A 15146-nucleotide genomic window follows, 5' to 3' on the forward strand; every position below is an offset into this window, starting at 1 on the left:
GTTCCTTAGGCGAGACCGAGAGCGGTGATGGCCATGTCGATCATCTTGATGCCGACGAAGGGCACTACGACGCCGCCAAGGCCATAGACAATGAGATTGCGGCTGAGCAGCGCACCGGCGCCGACCGCGCGGTATTTGACGCCCCTCAGCGACAGCGGGATCAGCGCAATGATGATCAGCGCGTTGAAGATGATGGCCGAGAGGATAGCGCTCTGCGGCGTCGCCAGATGCATGACATTGAGCGCTTGCAGCGGCCCGGCGGTCTGGCCCGGGGCGATGTAGAAGACGGCGAATATTGCCGGGATGATGGCAAAATACTTGGCCACGTCGTTGGCGATGGAGAAGGTGGTCAGCGAGCCACGCGTCATCAGCAGCGCCTTGCCGATTTCGACGATCTCGATCAGCTTGGTCGGATCGCTGTCGAGATCGACCATGTTGCCGGCCTCGCGTGCCGCGACCGTGCCGGTGTTCATGGCAACGCCTACATCGGCCTGCGCAAGGGCCGGCGCATCGTTGGTGCCATCGCCGCACATCGCGACCAGTTTGCCTTTGGCCTGCTCGTCGCGGATCAGCTTCAACTTGTCCTCGGGCGTCGCCTGGGCAAGGAAGTCGTCGACGCCGGCTTCCGCCGCGATCGCCGCCGCGGTCATCGGATTATCGCCGGTGATCATCACCGTGCGGATGCCCATGCGGCGCAATTCGGCAAAGCGTTCTGCGATGCCGCCCTTGACGATGTCCTTCAGATGGACGACGCCGAGCAGGCGCCCGTCGCGCTCGACCGCGAGTGGAGTGCCGCCCGATTTGGCGATCTCGTCGGCGATCGCCTGAAGGTCGCGGACGGTGTCGCTGCCGGGGCGCGTACTGCCTGTGGCAACGGTCGAGAGGTTGACGTGGGCAAGTACCGCATCGACTGCGCCCTTGCGGACCGAGGAGCCTTCCAGATCGACACCGCTCATGCGGGTTTGCGCGGTGAAGGACACGAAAGTCGCGTGCAGGCTTGCCATGTCGCGGGCGCGGATAGCGTATTTTTCCTTCGCCAGGACGACGATCGAGCGGCCTTCCGGCGTTTCGTCGGCAAGCGAGGCAAGCTGAGCCGCGTCGGCCAGTTCCTGTTCGGTGACGCCCTTGACCGGTCGAAATGCCGTCGCCTGACGGTTGCCCAGCGTGATGGTTCCGGTCTTGTCGAGCAGCAGCGTGTCGACATCGCCGGCCGCCTCGACGGCGCGGCCCGACATGGCGAGCACGTTGAAGCGCACCAGGCGGTCCATGCCGGCAATGCCGATAGCCGACAGCAGGGCGCCAATTGTGGTCGGGATCAGGGTAACGAACAGGGCGACCAGCACGGTCACCGAGATATAGCCGCCCGAATACGAGGCGAAGCTCGGGATCGTCGCCGTCGCCAGCACGAAGATCAGCGTCATGCCGACGAGCAGGATGTTGAGCGCGATCTCGTTGGGTGTCTTCTGGCGCTCGGCGCCCTCGACCAGCGAGATCATGCGGTCGAGGAACGTATGACCGGCAGCCGCAGTGATGCGCACGCGGATCCAGTCGGACAAGACCTGCGTGCCGCCGGTCACCGCCGAACGATCGCCTCCGGATTCGCGGATGACCGGTGCGGATTCGCCGGTGATGGCCGCCTCGTTGACCGACGCCACGCCTTCGACCACCTCGCCGTCCGAGGGGATGATGTCGCCGGCTTCGACAAGCACGATGTCGCCGACCTTCAGGCTGGTGCCGGGCACCAGTTTGAACTTGCTGCGGTCGCCACCGTTCAACAGCTTGGCCTGCGTCTCGGTTCGCGCCCGACGCAGCGAGTCAGCTTGCGCCTTGCCGCGGCCTTCGGCCACCGCTTCGGCGAAATTGGCGAAGAGCACGGTGAACCACAGCCAGATGATGATCTGCAGCATGAAGCCAAGATCGCCGCCGCTGGTAACGAGATCCTTGACGAACAGCACGGTGGTGAGCGCCGAGACGACGGCGACGACAAACATCACCGGGTTTCGCATCAAGGTGCGCGGGTTCAGTTTTCTGAAGGAACCGCCGATAGCGGGCCACAGAATGCGGGTATCCATGATGCTCACGGATTTCGACGGGCTCATTTGGTAGCTCCAGTGTCGATGTTGTTGACCGGTCGATCGTGTGCCGAACGAAGGTGCGGCGGCCCGTAAGCCAGCAGCCAGATCATGATCAAGGCTGCCGCAATAGCGAGGAATGTGGACAGCGTCGGGAAAGGAGGGGGCGTTTTCTCCCCCTCCGGCTCGGGGCGATGCCGGACCTTTCGAGGTATGATGTTGAACCAGGGCATCGCCGTTTCAGAATGTCTGACCGTGAATCATCGCCAGGTGCTCGACGATCGGTCCGACCGCCAGGGCCGGGAAGAAGGTCAGGCCGCCGACGATCAGGATGACACCGGCCAGCAGCCCGACGAACAGCGGACCGTCGGTCGGGAAGGTGCCGGCGGAGGCAGGGACGGTCTTCTTCGCAACCAGCGAGCCAGCAATCGCCAACGCCGGAATAATGACCAGGAACCGGCCCATCAGCATGCCGATGCCGAGCGTTACGTTGTACCAGGGCGTGTTGCCGCTGAGGCCGCCAAAGGCGGAGCCATTGTTCGCCGCGGCCGAGGTGTAGGCATAGAGAATCTCGGAGAAGCCGTGCGGGCCGGCATTGGCGATGGAAGCAACGCCGGTCGGCAGCACCACCGCGACAGCGGTGAAGATCAGCATTGCAAGCGGCAGGCAGAGCACGGCCAGCATAGCCATCTTGACCTCCTTGGCCTCGATCTTCTTGCCGAGATATTCGGGCGTGCGTCCGACCATCAGCCCGGCGACGAAAACGGCAATGACGATGAACATCAGGATACCGTAGAAGCCGGCGCCGACGCCGCCGACAATGACCTCGCCGAGCTGCATGTTGATGATGGGGATCATGCCGCCGAGTGCGGTGAAGCTGTCATGCATGGCGTTGACCGCGCCGCAGGATGCGGCCGTGGTGATGACGGCAAACAGTGCCGACAGGGCGATGCCGAAGCGGCTCTCCTTGCCCTCCATGTTGCCGCCGTCGACGCCCAGCGCATGGACGAGCGGATTGCCGGCGGCTTCCGCCCAGTAGCAGACGGCAACGCCGGCGATGAACAGTACGCCCATAGCCGACAGAATTGCCCAGCCCTGGCGCTGGTTGCCTACCATGCGGCCGAAGACATTGGTCAACGCCGCGCCGAGGGCGAAGATCGTCACCATCTGGATCAGGTTGGAGATTGCGTCGGGATTTTCGAAGGGATGCGCTGCATTGGCGTTGAAGAAACCGCCGCCATTGGTGCCGAGCATCTTGATGGCAACCTGGGAAGCGACCGGCCCGACCGCGATAGTCTGTTGCGCGCCTTCGAGCGTCGTCGCGTTGACGTAGGCAGCGAGCGTCTGCGGCATGCCGAGATAGACATAGACCAGCGTCAGGACGGTGCAGAGCGGCAAAAGCAGATAGAGCGTGCAGCGGGTCATATCGATCCAGAAATTGCCGATCGATTTGCCTGAGGCTCTGGCAAAGCCGCGGATCAGTGCGACCGCAATGGCGATCCCGGTCGCCGCCGACAGAAAATTCTGCACGGTCAAGCCGGCCATCTGCACGAGATAGGACATCGTGCTTTCGCCGCCGTAGTTCTGCCAGTTGGTGTTGGTCATGAAGCTGGCGGCGGTGTTGAAGGCCAGCCCAGGTTCGACGGCGGTCATGCCGGCCGGATTGTAGGGCAGGCCGCCTTGCAGCCGTTGCAGCGAATAGAGCACCAGGAAGCCGGCCAGGTTAAAGAACAGCAGGGCCGCCGCATAGGAGGTCCAATGCTGCTCCTCGCGCTCGCTGGTCCCTGATATGCGGTAGAGCCCGCGCTCGAGCGGGGCCAGAATTGACGACAGGAATGTGCGCTCGCCGCTGAAAACGCGATGCATGTAGCCGCCGAGCGGCTTGGCCAGCAGAACGACGATCCCGCAATAGACGAGGATCTGCAGCCATCCGTTGATTGTCATGGGGTTGGCTCCTTGCCAGCGGAGATCAGAAGCGTTCCGGGCGAACGAGGGCGTATGTCAGGTAGGCGAGAAGAAACAAGGTCACGGCGCCGCCGAGGATATAGTCGAAAAGCATGTTACGATCCCCTAAACTTACAGCTTGTCGCAAGCTTTGATGTAGCCGAAGCATAGAGCAAAAAACGCGATTCCAGTCGCGACAACAACTATGTCCACCGCGCGTTTTCCTTATGTTGTATTTGTTTGTTTACTTTAACAAACTATCAAAACCCGTCGCCGCATCATATCGGCGGCTGGATACACCGCTCCTGTGAATATGGATCAAAGTGCCATAAAGGTTCGAGACGGGACGCGGAGCAAAGAAATCAAAATCCCATAAGGATTTCGCCGCCTCGGCGCTGGCCACAGCTTCAGGGGGGAGGTGCGCACCGGCGCGCGAAGCTGCCGGGGCTCAGTCCGCGCGGGTGTAGATCACCGCGTAATCGTCCGCATAGGCCCGCTTCCAGCCCAGTTGGTCGAAGAACGGAATGCGGCTGTCGTCGGCGGTCAACAATGCCCAGCCTATCGTATATTTGTCGAGTTGGGCTTTCAGGATCGGCTTGCCCCGGCTGTGCCCAGTCTGCTCATCCGTTTCCGTAAAGCCATTCAGGAAGAGCTGATCCGCGCGGCCGTCAATAAACGTCCTGATGCCATGAAAAATCAGCGTACCGCCGAAATCGTAGGAGTTCAGCAGATTGCCCGACAGATTATGGGTTTGGGCGAAGGCCAGTGCGTCCCTCGCCGAGGTCTTCTGGCTCGGCGCGACCGGATAGGTCGTGAAGGCGGCAGCCGCCAAAACCAGCAAAACGGCAAGTCCAGCGCAAATCCTGGAAAATTTCCGTGCGAAAAATTGTTCAAGTCCGTCGCGCTTTTCCGCCGCCCATTTCTCGGCTGAAAGCACTGGATATTGTTGCGCGACCTCGACGGTAAGGACCACCGGCACGAGAAGAAAGAACAGGTACATGAACCGTATGTGGGTGAGATAGACGTGCAACGTGAAGACAAGGAACAGCGCCTTGGCCCAGCCAATGCGCAATCTCGACACGACCAGCCCGAAAAACGCCACCAGCAGGATCACCTCCTGGAGGGTATGCCGCGAGGCGTCGAATGGCTGCCACTCCGCAATGTAAGGCACCGCCTCATTGCCATAGGCCACGGTGAATGTGGCGAGTATTGCCTTGACGCCATAGGGGTTGAGCAGGCTGACCAGCGGGCAAAGCAGCCCGAAAGCAATCCACTTGGCCAGCAGCCGGGGGTTCGATAAGCGCGTGCGCATAAGCAGATCGAGGCCGGCGAAGGCGGCGATGACGAAACCGAAGGTGAAGGTGGCGTGGAGATTGGCCCACACGCAAAGCAGCGCCAGCAGCCATAAAGGCGGCGCTTTCCCGTCGCGTGCGGCCTGGAAAAGACCGGCGGTCCAGACGACGATAATGGGCAAGGTAAAGATGTGGGGTCGGGCGACATAGATTGGCCCGATCACGAGCGCGAGCACCAGCGTCAGTCCTATCGCCAGCGTCGGCTTCAACCACGCGCTGAGATACCACGACGTCAAGAAGGCCGTCAGCGCGATTACCGCAGTCGCCAGCAGCACCACGCCGTTCCAACCGCCGGCTTCATAGGCAATTGCAAGGAGAACCTGGCTAAGCCATTCCTTGGCGATCCATGGCTGGCCGGCAAAAGTGTAGGAGTAAATGTCGATGGTCGGGAATGTGCGGCTTGCCAGCATATCAATGCCGACCTTAATGTGCCACCAGCTATCGGGATCCTGCAGGAGGGAGGTGGCAAAGGCGAGGAGCGCCGCCGCCATCACAACCGCGGCCAACAGGCAAAACACCAGCCTCACATGCTGCATGTCATCTATCGACGGCCTCGCCTCACCAGACATCCCGCGCATATGGCATCCCTGAGCCGCGATAGCGGAAGGCATAGGCCGAATTTGTTAGAAAACCGATAAGCCGCAGGATTGCGGCCCCTATGCCGCGCGTCCAACCGGCTGGGCGCGTTCAGCAGCGATTGTCAAGTTGCGGGTGACGCACAAAGACCTTCGGCGGCTCAGCCCTCGGCCTTGAAGTTCTTGGCTTCCTTCTCGACCTTCGGGCTGTCCTTGCCGTGCTTGCGCATCAGATCCTTCGCCTGCTTCGGCGAAACGTCGGTGGTTTCAGCCAGGTGCAGAGCCTTCTTTTCGTCCGCATCGCGCGTCTTGCGGTCGGCCATTGCGGTTTTCTTGTCAGCCATTACAACGCTCTTATGCTCTCGGCGATTTCGTTCAGCACCTTGCGGTCGGTGCCGTGGCGCTTGATCAGCGTACGGGCCTGATCCGGGGTAATGCCCGCTTCCTCGGCGAAATGATGTACCTCATAATCTTCGCCGCCGCCCGCCACTCGTGAGCGGTCGCGACTATCGGTCTTGGTTTTGTCGTCGGCCATGGCAGCTCTCCTCATCTCGACGAGAGCATAACGGGCAAGATTTCAGCGAGTTCCTTCGAGCGTGTCGCCCAATTGCCTGCCCTCGGGCATGACCCGGTATGCGCGGCGATTTTGCTCAAAACAAGGGCTTGGTGTCAGGCCGGCCTTCGCGCACAAAAAGGCTGGCCTCTTTGGCGGCCGCGGTGAATGCCCGTCGAGCGCTGCCAACCGCCCGCCGCTGCTCCAGGGCGTCCATCATTGCTTGCAAGGCCGAGCGGTATTTCGGCCCGCGCTTTTCGTTCGGCCACTTTTCGACCAGCAGTGATGCGGCCTCGACCGCCCGCGTCACCGTCAGAATGCGTCCGTTCCGCCCAGTTTCGATTGTCACGGGAACGTCGAATTGTTCATCACGCATGGCACCATTCCACAACTCAAGCGAGATAAGTTTTGCGGACTGAACGGTGCAGCCTGGTATTCGTTCCGGATTGCTAACGGGAGCGATGGTCGAACACGACCCCCATGGTCCTACCAACGGCCGTCATGACGATAAGCTCGACCAGATCGTCGTCACTGTCGCCGCAGGCTGGGGCCGTCCGGCGAAGGATGTCCAGCATCGCCCTCGTCGATATGGTGTCGCCGGCGCCGAATCTTGAAAGCGCAGATGAAACAAGCTCTTGGGCCGTCAAGTCGGCGACAGTCACCCTCTGCACCACGTTCATTGGCTTCCTCCCACCATGAACCCTCGCCCGGGAGAATGATACGCCGAACGTCGCGTTTCGCCAGCAAAATGGTGGTCCTACCAGCGTGCGGACGGCGACCGAAAATCATCGGTTTTGAGTGAGACAAGCCGGGCGAGGCGGCAGCGCTTTTGTGCCATGCGACTTCGCCACTGACCCAATCCCGGCGGCCGGGATGGATCCCAATTTATTTACTTTGCAGTTTGATGGCTTGGCAGTCTGGTTTGCTCGGTTGCGGCTGAAGTCAGCGCAGCAATACCGCGGTGCGGACAGGACTAGATCGGTTCGTCGTTTCACGGAAACGCCGAACCGGTCTGTCTTTTTTGTTTGACGCAATTCCCGACGGAAAACCGTTCACACGTTTTCCTGGAATTGCTTGTCTTGTGACTCTAGGCGGCCAGGTCGCTCGGAAGCTTGCCGCCATTCTCGGCCAGCTTTTTCATCAGTGCGTCGTGCAGCCACAGATTCATCGTTACAGTGTCGTTCATATCGCCGGTGTAGTTCAGCTCGTGGGCAAGCTCCTTGCGGGCGCCGAGGCTGCTGTCGATATTCAGAGCCTTCATCAGGTCGACGATCGAATTCTTCCAGTTGAGTTTCTGCCCCTTCGCGGCCACCGCCTTGTCGAGAATGGCAGCGATGTTCGGGGCAGAGAACGGCGCGGCCGGCGCGGTCGAGGCCGGGGTTGCAGCCGGGGCGGATCGGGTAGGCGCCGTCGGCTGGGTGGCCGTGCTCGAAGCAGGCGCGGGAGACGGTTGCGCCGGCGGCGCTTCGGCCGCAACCGCGTTTCCGAAAATCGCACCTTTGATACTGTCGAAAATGCCCATTGCTATCTCCTGTGTGCCTTGACGGTCGGTGAGGCGACCGGTGCCGAATGCCGCATTGAGCGCCCTGGTTGTACGGGACCACGAACATGGCTGAAGGGCAACTCCGAACTGGCCGAAAGGTAAAGGCTTGGTTGCGCTGAAAAATCGGCCGATACGGCAACAGTTCGGGCCGTATACAGCTCGAGAGACCGTCAAGTGCAATGGATGACGGCCGAATTGAGGGCTCTCGGCACGCATCGGGCTAAATTAGAAGTTGCAAATAGATATGCGGATGCCGAGCGATTCCATACCAGTAAAATCAGTGTCGGTGGCTAATGGAGGCATTGGAGCGGTACGAGGAGGGAGACGCTCTTGATGATGAAAATAGAAAGATCGTCTAGGTTTCGTATTCGCATCGTTGAGAGGAGCGAACCATGATCCTAGTTGTCGGAGCTGAGATGAGCGCGCGCGCGGCCGGCAACCGGTTCGGCGTCGTTACGCGCCTGCGTCACGGGCGGACCGGCTGATGGCGCCCGTCAAGGTCGACCCCGCCAAGGTGCGCGAGTTCAGGGATGCCGAAAGCTTCCATGCCTGGCTTGGCGAGCATCACGACAGCGAGGACGAAGTCTGGATCAAGATCCATAAGCTCGATTCGGGGCTGCCGTCGATCACTCCGAAGCAAGCCATCGACGTGGCGTTGTGCTGGGGCTGGATCGATGCGGTGCGCAAGGCCTTGGACGGCAAAAGCTACCTGCAGCGCTACACCCCGCGCGGCAAGAAGAGCACCTGGAGCCAGATCAATGTCGACAATGTCGCTCGGCTGATCGAGGAGGGCCGGATGACCGAGCATGGGCTGAGGCAGGTCGAGGCAGCCAAGGCCGACGGCCGCTGGGCGCGCGCCTACAAGAGCGGCAAGGAGATGAAGATCCCCGACGACCTCCAGGCGGCAATAGACGCCGAGCCCATGGCGAAAGAGATGCTGGCAAAACTCAGCCAGCAAAACCGCTTCGCGCTCGCCTTCCGCATCCACAACATGAAAACCGAAGCCGGACGCAAGAAGAAGATCGCGGCTTTCGTGGAGATGCTGAAGCGCGGCGAGACGATCTATCCGCAACGAAATCGCGATTCTGGATGAGCATTTGGCCGCGCTTGCCTGCTGCGTCGTGTGCTCGCCCTGTCGGCGAGCCCCGAATGCGGCCGGATCGCAGCTCAAGCGCATTCCTGGCGATGTCGCCGACGATTTGTTTTCGACCAGCGTCGCCTGACATTTCGACTCCATTTCTCATTCGTTTAATCGATGTAGGAACAAAGCTCCGTCCCCACAGTCGGCATACGTATATTAGCAGGCGCTTCTATGACGTTTTTTGCCCATTCAGGAGCCGACTGGCACGTGGGCCGTGTTTGATGCGACGGTGGACGTGCCTGCGGACTTCGCTGGCAGTTGCCTTATCGGCTTGCCGCGGGAGCGGGCGGAGTGGCTCGCAGCAAGAGCCAATCGAAATGCTGCAAAAGGCACTTCGATTTGCCGGTTGTCAGTTGCCGGGCCAACACAAGCCGCGGTTCTTAGACTTAGACCGATAGGAGAGACTTCGATGATGCACGAACAGGTAATGGAAGCTGCGTTGGCAGCCAGGAACCAGGAAGTGGATATTTGTGGTGTCTTCGACATCACCAACAAAACCGATGCGCCAATTGGCTCTCGCCGATTGGGCGAGGCTATCCACTTTGTCGCCAATGCACCTATCGTTGGCTATGATGTTCACGCCGCCGTCATCAGATATGGCCCACTCGGAACCCCCAGCCTCAGAGCAACAGATTGCGAACAGCTGTGGGAGAAGTTTGGCGAGGCCCTGCTGCAACACTGACGGGCAGACCTTTGGCGCGTATGGGCACCACCATCGCGCAGGACAGTTCGCTAGCGAGAACGACATCGAAGCCTGGCCGGTGATGTTGCAATTAAATTAGCGTAAGCGCATATTTTTTGCCGGCTGGACTCGCAACCGGCCAGGCCCGGCGACCGGTCGCCAACGGGCTGTCAGGCCGGCAACACATGCTTCCGCAGGCCCGACGGTCCCTTGGCAAGATCGCCGGAACCACAGCATGATGCGGCGGCAAAACGGGTTTGGGAGAAATAGCATGCCTAAAGTTTCGGAGCTCTTTTTCAAGACAGCCATCGTCTTTCTTATTCTGGGAATTGCAGCTGGCCTGCAGATGGCAATTTCAGGCGATCACGGCGCGTTTCCGGCTCACGCGCACATCAACCTGCTGGGGTGGGTCACCAGTGCAATATTCGGCGGCTATTATGCGCTGAATCCGGCGAAGGCTGCCCGCAGGAGCGCCATGATCCACTACGGCGTCTACAATCTCGGCCTGGTCGTGATGCTGCCGGCTCTTTACCTGATGCTGCAGGGAAACCCGGCGCTCGAGCCGATCGTCGCCACCGGCTCAATGATTGTCGCTGTCGCCGTGCTGATCTTTGCCTTCGTGGTTTTCTCCGCCGAAACAGAGCGCTCGGTCTCGGGAATACAAGCGGTCCCGCGCTAGACGGGGCGGCGATGGCGCCGAGTCGGCCAAGCCCGTGCTTCTGGTGAAGCGCGGGCCGATTGGTTGTAGGCTGATCTGAGGTAAGGGTGCGGCGAAGATGAAAGCCGCTCCGTAGCCTTCGCGCCCCCCTCTGCCTGCCCCAAGATACCTGCACCGCAGCGGCAGTAGCCGTCCAGCGTCCCTTTAGGCTGGCGAACCGGTGAGATTTATCTGGCGGAGAGAGCGGCAGCCAGTCGGCTGTTCGTCTGCGGCCAATGACGTCCAATAACGCTTTGAAATCAAGCCGTTAATTTTTCAGTTCGTCCAACGACATTCATTGCCGTCCAACAAAATCGCCGATACAATGTGGGTGAAAATGTGGGGTGGGGTGAGTTGGGCGGACGATGCAAAAATCGGGAAAGCACCCGGACAAGGCGCTAAGCGCGATCGAGGTGCGGCAGGCTAAGACTCCGGGACGATATGCCGATGGCAATGGCCTTTACCTCGTCGTGGACCCGTCGGGAGCGAAGCGTTGGCTCCTCCGGATCATCGTCCAAGGCAGGCGTAGAGACATCGGATTGGGCGGCACGTCGATCATCTCGCTCGCCGATGCACGAGAAACCGCGCTAGCTTACCGCAAGAAGAGCCCAAATTTCGTGCGCGCAAACCGGATTCGATGACAAAATTTGCAGGCCGCGAACGCAAAATTCTACCCGCGCGAAGCACTATCAGAGGCAAAAATCAGCATGCAGAACAGCCAAAAATCGCTGCGCGGGCCCCAAGTGTCCCCTCTATTTGATCGTCAATCGACCGGTTAAATGCAACAATAGAAACAGCGCAAAGGACACAGTAACGGCAGCGAGAACTGCGATGCACGCCTTTCTTTCGGTCGGCTTGGCGTATCGCATCAGTATCAAGAGACCAAAAATGGAAGCCAGCGGAATCAGGTATTGCCTGACTAATTCGGGCTCCGCAATCCAAGCTCCGGGTACATCGTAGCGGAACATGTGCCAGATCAGTGAAGCAGTCAGTGCCGCATGCATCAATGCCAGCAGCCCAAGTACAGCGATGGCAATCCACTTCAGTATCGTCACCATCTTTCGCTCCCCACAGGATCGGGCGACAGGTCAACACGCCCACCAAAATCAAAGCCTCTCCACACACCCGCCAACGTCGCCGTCGTCCCCGTAGTGACAGGACCATCCGGCCCCAGACTCACATAGTTGGAGGGGCGCTCAACTTCGCTCCACAATGAAGCGCTCTTGCTAGAGATAGCGTCCAGAGAAAGCCTGTGACAGCCATTTTAATCCACACAATTATGTGGGGCAAAAAGTGGGTCAAATACTGCGAGCCATGAAATTTATTAGGTATTTCAGCAATTTGGCGAGGCAACTGGCGGAGAGAGCGGGATTCGAACCCGCGTTACGGTTTCCCGTAAACACACTTTCCAGGCGTGCGCCTTCAACCACTCGGCCACCTCTCCGTCTTTTTAGCATTTTCGACGCGGCCGGTTTCGCCGCGCGGGTTGGGGAGATGCATCTCCTTTGGGATTCCGGCCGGAATTCCGGCCGTGGGCGCCGTCAACCAGCGGATACCCTTTCCCCGCACCCGAGCCGTCAAAGCAACAGGCGCGGGGCTCATCTAGTCGATCCGGTGCCGAATGCCAAGACATAACGGCAGTCTATTCGCTTTGCCGGATACGGATGCTCAGCCCATGTTATCGGAGCACCCGTTGGGAGCCTATCGAAAGGAGCGGCGGAGGTGTGCTTGCCGTCCCCGGCGCGCCGACGGTTTCGGCGAACCCGGCTGCCGTAGGTTCAACTTCGCGTGTCGCGATTGCGGATAAAGCACGCAGATCCTATTTAACAGTCCACACGACATTCTGATAAACTCCTGGGGAGGAAGGGTCCGGATGTTCCGCTTTATCTTCCGTCTTGCCGCAATGATTGCGCTTTCGGTTTCGGTCATCATGGCCGTGCTCGATGCGACCCGCTCGGTGGCGGCTTCGGCGCTGGTGATGACCCCGCTCAACACCAGCTGGCTCGCTGTCTCGCCGGATACGCGCAGCGCCTTCGAAAGCTTCGTCCGCGATAAGATCAACCCGCTGCTGTGGGACGGTGCCATCGCCTGGGTGCTCAGCCAGCCCGGCTTTGCCGTGTTCGCGGTGCTGGCGTTCATTCTTTATGCCATCGGTTACAGGCGGCAGCGCCCCAGCGGGCGGTTCGCCGCAACCTGACATTTCCAGCCTGACCCGGTGTTCCCGTACCAGGAAGGCTCAACCAAGAAGAAAAGGAAGCCACACATGTTTCTCAGCGACATGCTGAACAAGAAGCTCAACCTGCCGAAACCCTCCGAGGCGTTGCCCGGCCGCGACCGGCCGATCCCGACCGCATCGAAGCACTTTGTCTCGAACAGGCCGCTCAAGGGTCCTTATCCCGAAGGGATGGAAACGGCGATGTTCGGCCTGGGCTGCTTCTGGGGCGCCGAGCGCCTGTTCTGGCAAGTCGAGGGCGTCTGGGTCACGGCGGCCGGCTATGCCGGCGGCGTCACGCCCAACCCGACCTATCAGGAAACCTGCACGGGGCTCACCGGCCATGCCGAAGTCGTGCTCGTCGTCTACGACCCCAAGATCGTGTCTTATGCCGAGCTCTTGAAGCTGTTCTGGGAAAGCCACGACCCGACGCAAGGCATGCGCCAGGGCAATGATGTCGGCACCACTTACCGCTCGGCGATCTATACGTTCAACGACGCTCAACACCAGGCTGCGATCGCCTCGCGCGACGCCTACGAGGCTTCGCTGCGCGGCGCCGGACGCGGCAAGATCACCACGGAGATCGCGCCGGCGCCGGAATTCTACTTCGCCGAGGAAGACCACCAGCAATATCTGGCGAAGGACCCCTACGGCTATTGCGGCCTGCAGGGAACCGGCGTCTCCTGCGCCATTCTGGCCGCCGTCTCCGCCTGATTTTATGCCCCTGACGCAAGGAATATGCTGTGGCGCCGCGATGCGGCGCCATGCTTTTCCAAAAGGTCAAAATTCCACGTGAATTTTGTTTCGGGCCGTGCCAGATTGACCCGAAGCGGGAGGAAGACACTCCTGCCCGACACCGCACGCCTGCCGGAGAACCGGGCCGGCATGCGATGCATAATGGACAAATAACCGACAGGGGTGTGGATCACATGAAACGTATCGTTCTCGGCCTCATGGCCGCAGCTGCAATGGTTCTTCCGGCCTTCGCCGCGGACATTCAACCCGCGATCCTCTATGATCTCGGCGGCAAGTTCGACAAGTCGTTCAACGAGGCGTCCTTCCACGGCGCTGAAAAGTTCAAGACCGAGACCGGCATCCCCTATGTGGAATTCGAGGTCAGCAACGCCACCCAGCGCGAGCAGGCGCTGCGCCGTTTCGCCGAGGACGGCCGCAACCCGATCGTCATGGCGGGCTTCTCGTGGGCTGACGCGCTTGACAAGATCGCCACCGAGTTCCCCGATACCAAATTCGCCATCATCGACATGGTCGTCGACAAGCCCAATGTCCGCTCGCTGGTCTATAAGGAGCAGGAAGGCTCCTACCTCGTCGGCGTGATGGCGGCGATGGCTTCCAAGACCAAGAAGGTCGGCTTTGTCGGCGGCATGGACATTCCGCTGATCCGCAGGTTTGGCTGCGGCTATGTCGGCGGCGCCAAGGCGGCCGGCGCCACCGACGTCATCCAGAACATGACCGGCGATACGCCAGCGGCCTGGAACGATCCGGCCAAGGGCGGCGAGATCGCCAAGACGCAGATCGACCAGGGCGCCGACGTGGTCTACGCGGCGGCAGGCGGCACCGGTGTCGGCGTGCTGCAGGCAGCGGCCGACGCCGGCAAGCTCGGCATCGGCGTCGATTCCAACCAGAACGGCCTGCAGCCCGGCAAGGTGCTGACCTCCATGGTCAAGCGCGTCGACGTTGCCGTCTACAACACCTTCATGGATGCCAAGGACGGCAAGTTCACGGCCGGCGTTAACGATCTCGGCCTCAAGGAAGGGGGCGTCGACTACGCCATGGACGACAACAACAAGGCGCTTGTCGACGATGCGATGAAGGCGGCGGTCGAAAAAGCCAAGGCCGACATCATCGCCGGCACCATCAAGGTGCACGACTACATGTCGGACAATGCCTGCCCGTATTGATCGATTGCCGTTATTGATCGACTGGCACTGCTGAACTGACGAGCCGCCGGGTGAAAGCCCGGCGGTTTTGTCTTGTCGGCCCGCTCACCAGTGCGGCGGCTTGGTCACCGGCACGTCGGGTGCGGCCTGTTCCTCCAGCGCCAGGAAGCGCTCGGCCAGCGCGTCGAGCTTGCGCTGCATGCGCTCGATCACCTTCCACTGCTCGGCGATCTGGCCGGACAGTTCCTCGATGGTCTTCTCCTGCTCGGCGGCGCGGATTTCCAGCGTCGTCAGCCGGTCCTCGGGCATGGTCATTTGAAATCCTCGATCAGGCGATTGTGCAGGCTGCGGCCACGTTGGAAATTGACAAGCATGGCGGGATTTGTCGAGAGTGAACCCTGCTCCGGCCAATTGGTACGGACCCAATTGGCACAGACTGGGCGTCATGCTAGGCGTTTGACCAAGCGGTAAAAAAAT

The 15146-nt window shown here is 60.5% G+C and carries 18 protein-coding genes and 1 tRNA gene; 7 read left to right on the forward strand and 12 right to left on the reverse strand.

Annotated elements, in window-relative coordinates; translation table 11 throughout:
• Positions 1 to 5: 5 nt before the first annotated feature.
• The 9 genes from kdpB to NKI97_RS01700 all read right to left on the reverse strand — a co-directional run bounded on the left by kdpB (position 6) and on the right by NKI97_RS01700 (position 8018).
• Positions 6 to 2099 carry a potassium-transporting ATPase subunit KdpB gene (gene kdpB, locus NKI97_RS01660; protein WP_352832364.1) on the reverse strand — a complete coding sequence of 698 codons (2094 nt, stop codon included), beginning with the start codon at positions 2097 to 2099 and terminating at the stop codon, positions 6 to 8.
• Positions 2100 to 2312: 213 nt separating this feature from the next.
• A complete protein-coding gene (gene kdpA, locus NKI97_RS01665; protein ID WP_352742933.1) occupies positions 2313 to 4016 on the reverse strand; it encodes a potassium-transporting ATPase subunit KdpA in 1704 nt (567 codons plus the stop codon).
• Positions 4017 to 4041: 25 nt separating this feature from the next.
• On the reverse strand, positions 4042 to 4131 hold the full coding sequence (locus NKI97_RS01670) for a K(+)-transporting ATPase subunit F (RefSeq protein WP_023675300.1): 90 nt from the start codon (positions 4129 to 4131) through the stop codon (positions 4042 to 4044).
• 333 nt (positions 4132 to 4464) lie between these two features.
• Complete coding sequence (locus NKI97_RS01675; protein ID WP_352448293.1) at positions 4465 to 5904, reverse strand: hypothetical protein; 1440 nt, start codon at positions 5902 to 5904, stop codon at positions 4465 to 4467.
• A 200-nt stretch (positions 5905 to 6104) separates the two neighbouring features.
• Positions 6105 to 6287, reverse strand: coding sequence for a hypothetical protein (locus tag NKI97_RS01680; protein WP_352448292.1), 183 nt, complete (start codon positions 6285 to 6287; stop codon positions 6105 to 6107).
• The gene (locus tag NKI97_RS01685; protein WP_352742158.1) at positions 6287 to 6478 is read right to left on the reverse strand and encodes a DUF3606 domain-containing protein; all 192 of its coding nucleotides are present in this window, start codon (positions 6476 to 6478) and stop codon (positions 6287 to 6289) included. The genes NKI97_RS01680 and NKI97_RS01685 overlap by 1 nt, the downstream gene beginning before the upstream one ends.
• Before the next feature lie 115 nt (positions 6479 to 6593).
• Positions 6594 to 6872: a DUF982 domain-containing protein gene (locus tag NKI97_RS01690; RefSeq protein WP_352702984.1), complete on the reverse strand. Its 279-nt coding sequence runs from the start codon at positions 6870 to 6872 to the stop codon at positions 6594 to 6596.
• A gap of 73 nt (positions 6873 to 6945) precedes the next feature.
• Positions 6946 to 7176, reverse strand: coding sequence for a hypothetical protein (locus NKI97_RS01695; protein WP_352702982.1), 231 nt, complete (start codon positions 7174 to 7176; stop codon positions 6946 to 6948).
• A 407-nt stretch (positions 7177 to 7583) separates the two neighbouring features.
• Positions 7584 to 8018, reverse strand: a complete 435-nt coding sequence (locus NKI97_RS01700; protein ID WP_352448289.1) for a DUF3597 domain-containing protein — start codon at positions 8016 to 8018, stop codon at positions 7584 to 7586.
• Between the two features lie 505 nt (positions 8019 to 8523).
• On the opposite strand from NKI97_RS01700, the gene NKI97_RS01705 reads away from it, so the two are divergent.
• From NKI97_RS01705 to NKI97_RS01720, 4 genes are all read left to right on the forward strand, one after another.
• Complete coding sequence (locus NKI97_RS01705) at positions 8524 to 9132, forward strand: YdeI/OmpD-associated family protein (RefSeq protein ID WP_352448288.1); 609 nt, start codon at positions 8524 to 8526, stop codon at positions 9130 to 9132.
• A gap of 457 nt (positions 9133 to 9589) precedes the next feature.
• Complete coding sequence (locus NKI97_RS01710) at positions 9590 to 9862, forward strand: hypothetical protein (RefSeq protein WP_352448287.1); 273 nt, start codon at positions 9590 to 9592, stop codon at positions 9860 to 9862.
• 271 nt (positions 9863 to 10133) lie between these two features.
• Positions 10134 to 10541, forward strand: a complete 408-nt coding sequence (locus NKI97_RS01715) for a hypothetical protein (RefSeq protein ID WP_352448423.1) — start codon at positions 10134 to 10136, stop codon at positions 10539 to 10541.
• Between the two features lie 383 nt (positions 10542 to 10924).
• On the forward strand, positions 10925 to 11200 hold the full coding sequence (locus NKI97_RS01720; RefSeq protein ID WP_352448286.1) for an Arm DNA-binding domain-containing protein: 276 nt from the start codon (positions 10925 to 10927) through the stop codon (positions 11198 to 11200).
• A 111-nt stretch (positions 11201 to 11311) separates the two neighbouring features.
• Here the strand turns inward: NKI97_RS01720 and NKI97_RS01725 are convergent, their stop codons facing one another.
• Together NKI97_RS01725 and NKI97_RS01730 are read right to left on the reverse strand one after the other, a co-directional pair.
• The gene (locus NKI97_RS01725) at positions 11312 to 11617 is read right to left on the reverse strand and encodes a hypothetical protein (RefSeq protein WP_352448285.1); all 306 of its coding nucleotides are present in this window, start codon (positions 11615 to 11617) and stop codon (positions 11312 to 11314) included.
• A gap of 296 nt (positions 11618 to 11913) precedes the next feature.
• Positions 11914 to 12003 (reverse strand) — tRNA-Ser (locus NKI97_RS01730).
• A 429-nt stretch (positions 12004 to 12432) separates the two neighbouring features.
• Between NKI97_RS01730 and NKI97_RS01735 the strand changes: the two genes are divergently transcribed.
• The 3 genes from NKI97_RS01735 to NKI97_RS01745 all read left to right on the forward strand — a co-directional run bounded on the left by NKI97_RS01735 (position 12433) and on the right by NKI97_RS01745 (position 14690).
• Positions 12433 to 12756 carry a hypothetical protein gene (locus NKI97_RS01735; protein WP_352448284.1) on the forward strand — a complete coding sequence of 108 codons (324 nt, stop codon included), beginning with the start codon at positions 12433 to 12435 and terminating at the stop codon, positions 12754 to 12756.
• A 66-nt stretch (positions 12757 to 12822) separates the two neighbouring features.
• Positions 12823 to 13485 (forward strand): peptide-methionine (S)-S-oxide reductase MsrA, encoded by a 663-nt coding sequence (msrA, locus tag NKI97_RS01740; RefSeq protein WP_352832369.1) that lies wholly within the window; start codon positions 12823 to 12825, stop codon positions 13483 to 13485.
• A gap of 215 nt (positions 13486 to 13700) precedes the next feature.
• Complete coding sequence (locus NKI97_RS01745; RefSeq protein WP_292657345.1) at positions 13701 to 14690, forward strand: BMP family lipoprotein; 990 nt, start codon at positions 13701 to 13703, stop codon at positions 14688 to 14690.
• An 84-nt stretch (positions 14691 to 14774) separates the two neighbouring features.
• Here NKI97_RS01745 and NKI97_RS01750 read toward each other — a convergent pair whose 3' ends face one another.
• Positions 14775 to 14984: a SlyX family protein gene (locus NKI97_RS01750; RefSeq protein WP_031211352.1), complete on the reverse strand. Its 210-nt coding sequence runs from the start codon at positions 14982 to 14984 to the stop codon at positions 14775 to 14777.
• Between the last annotated feature and the right edge of the window lie 162 nt (positions 14985 to 15146).

Origin of the sequence: Mesorhizobium sp. M0296 (assembly GCF_040321675.1) — a bacterium.
GTDB lineage: Bacteria > Pseudomonadota > Alphaproteobacteria > Rhizobiales > Rhizobiaceae > Mesorhizobium.

Bases quoted from the DNA above. Each gene is read 5' to 3' on its own strand.
- kdpB (WP_352832364.1), bottom strand. From the start codon at position 2,099: ATGAGCCCGTCGAAATCCGTGAGCATCATGGATACCCGCATTCTGTGG.
- kdpA (WP_352742933.1), bottom strand. From the start codon at position 4,016: ATGACAATCAACGGATGGCTGCAGATCCTCGTCTATTGCGGGATCGTC.
- NKI97_RS01670 (WP_023675300.1), bottom strand. From the start codon at position 4,131: ATGCTTTTCGACTATATCCTCGGCGGCGCCGTGACCTTGTTTCTTCTC.
- NKI97_RS01675 (WP_352448293.1), bottom strand. From the start codon at position 5,904: ATGCAGCATGTGAGGCTGGTGTTTTGCCTGTTGGCCGCGGTTGTGATG.
- NKI97_RS01680 (WP_352448292.1), bottom strand. From the start codon at position 6,287: ATGGCTGACAAGAAAACCGCAATGGCCGACCGCAAGACGCGCGATGCG.
- NKI97_RS01685 (WP_352742158.1), bottom strand. From the start codon at position 6,478: ATGGCCGACGACAAAACCAAGACCGATAGTCGCGACCGCTCACGAGTG.
- NKI97_RS01690 (WP_352702984.1), bottom strand. From the start codon at position 6,872: ATGCGTGATGAACAATTCGACGTTCCCGTGACAATCGAAACTGGGCGG.
- NKI97_RS01695 (WP_352702982.1), bottom strand. From the start codon at position 7,176: ATGAACGTGGTGCAGAGGGTGACTGTCGCCGACTTGACGGCCCAAGAG.
- NKI97_RS01700 (WP_352448289.1), bottom strand. From the start codon at position 8,018: ATGGGCATTTTCGACAGTATCAAAGGTGCGATTTTCGGAAACGCGGTT.
- NKI97_RS01705 (WP_352448288.1), top strand. From the start codon at position 8,524: ATGGCGCCCGTCAAGGTCGACCCCGCCAAGGTGCGCGAGTTCAGGGAT.
- NKI97_RS01710 (WP_352448287.1), top strand. From the start codon at position 9,590: ATGATGCACGAACAGGTAATGGAAGCTGCGTTGGCAGCCAGGAACCAG.
- NKI97_RS01715 (WP_352448423.1), top strand. From the start codon at position 10,134: ATGCCTAAAGTTTCGGAGCTCTTTTTCAAGACAGCCATCGTCTTTCTT.
- NKI97_RS01720 (WP_352448286.1), top strand. From the start codon at position 10,925: ATGCAAAAATCGGGAAAGCACCCGGACAAGGCGCTAAGCGCGATCGAG.
- NKI97_RS01725 (WP_352448285.1), bottom strand. From the start codon at position 11,617: ATGGTGACGATACTGAAGTGGATTGCCATCGCTGTACTTGGGCTGCTG.
- NKI97_RS01735 (WP_352448284.1), top strand. From the start codon at position 12,433: ATGTTCCGCTTTATCTTCCGTCTTGCCGCAATGATTGCGCTTTCGGTT.
- msrA (WP_352832369.1), top strand. From the start codon at position 12,823: ATGTTTCTCAGCGACATGCTGAACAAGAAGCTCAACCTGCCGAAACCC.
- NKI97_RS01745 (WP_292657345.1), top strand. From the start codon at position 13,701: ATGAAACGTATCGTTCTCGGCCTCATGGCCGCAGCTGCAATGGTTCTT.
- NKI97_RS01750 (WP_031211352.1), bottom strand. From the start codon at position 14,984: ATGACCATGCCCGAGGACCGGCTGACGACGCTGGAAATCCGCGCCGCC.